This window comes from Mesorhizobium sp. M7A.F.Ca.CA.002.15.2.1 (assembly GCF_003998715.1).
Lineage (GTDB): Bacteria > Pseudomonadota > Alphaproteobacteria > Rhizobiales > Rhizobiaceae > Mesorhizobium > Mesorhizobium ciceri.
Genome location: NZ_RZPI01001016.1, coordinates 1 through 1,241, shown reverse-complemented (window position 1 = coordinate 1,241; position 1,241 = coordinate 1). Strand labels below are relative to the sequence as shown.

The following is a 1,241-nucleotide window of genomic DNA, read 5'->3' as shown; positions in this document are numbered from 1 at the left end:
ATCGTGGTTATGGGCGTCGCCGGCTGCGGCAAGTCGGCGGTGGGCGTTGGGCTTGCCGCCGCTCTGGGCGTTACCTTTATCGAGGGCGACAGGCTGCATCCTCCGGAAAACGTCGCACGCATGGCAAGCGGCGAGCCGCTTACCGATCAGCTGCGCGAAGGCTGGCTCAACGCGATCGGCGAGCGCATCGCCGCGTCGGTGGGGCAGGGCAACGGCGTGGTCGCCGCCTGCTCGGCGCTGAAGCGCAGCTACCGCGACCGGCTGAGCGGCTTCTGCCCGGAAATCGTCTTCCTCTATCTGGAGATCGACCCTGGTACGGCCAGGCAGCGCGTCGGCAGCCGCAAGGGCCACTTCATGCCGGCGAGCCTGGTCGACAGCCAGTTCGCCATCCTCGAGCCGCCGGCTGCGGATGAGCGCGCCTCGAAACTCAATGCCACACGCCCGGTCGGTGAGCTCGTCGCCGCCGCGGTCCGTCTGATACGCCGGTCATGAGCCTTCATCCATTCCGATGCCGATGCTGTCCGAGGCCTCGGTCAGCCGCTGCCGGCGGGACCACGTCAGCATCTGCTCGGGGTAGAGCTTCAGCGCTTCCAGCAGGCGGTCGCGCTTGAGCAGGATGTAGTGCGCCTGCACAGTCATGTTCTTGGCGCCATCCCTGGCCATGTCCGTTGCCGGGCTGACAGATGCCTCCGGCGTCAGCTCGGGGCTGAGCACGGCCCGGTATTCGATGAAGGGAACCACTTCGAAGGTCGACATGGCAAACAGGGCGGTCCTGCCCCTGGCGGCGAAATTCGCCGGTGCCGAGGCGAGATGCGTCCAGCCGCTTTCGCCCATGGCTGCCTCGGTGAAGCTCGTGCCGGCATGGACGGTGTTGGTCATCGTCACCACGCCATTCTGCTTCAGGATCTTCTGGATGCGGATGGTGACTTGATAGGTGTCGTCGCGGCCAAAGACGACCCGGCTTTTCAGGAACCGGTTTTCGACATCGATCAGCGGCGGATTGAGGAAACGCAAGCCGAACGCCGATTCGGAAATACCGTGGGTGTTGACGCTCACCTGATGCGCTTCGATACCGGCCTCGTACAGCGCGCGCTTGCCGATGATGGTCTGGGCGGTGAACTGATCGCACCAGAGGATGGCGCCGTGGCCGCGCTGCAAGGCCGACCGCAGCCCCGCCAACCCCTCCAGCCGGATCGTCGGCGACCAGCGGCCGGCCACCAGATGTGCGGCGAGCTGCAAGC

Annotated in this window: 2 protein-coding genes; one reads left to right on the top strand and one right to left on the bottom strand. The window is 66.0% G+C overall.

The window, feature by feature from the left end; all coding sequences use genetic code 11:
* The coding region (locus ENZ74_RS32140; protein WP_245471055.1) for a gluconokinase at positions 1–492 on the top strand (492 nt) is incomplete at its 5' end.
* Here ENZ74_RS32140 and ENZ74_RS32135 read toward each other — a convergent pair.
* Positions 487–1,241: hypothetical protein (locus ENZ74_RS32135; RefSeq protein ID WP_127313302.1), on the bottom strand; the 755-nt coding region annotated here is incomplete at its 5' end. The genes ENZ74_RS32140 and ENZ74_RS32135 overlap by 6 nt on opposite strands.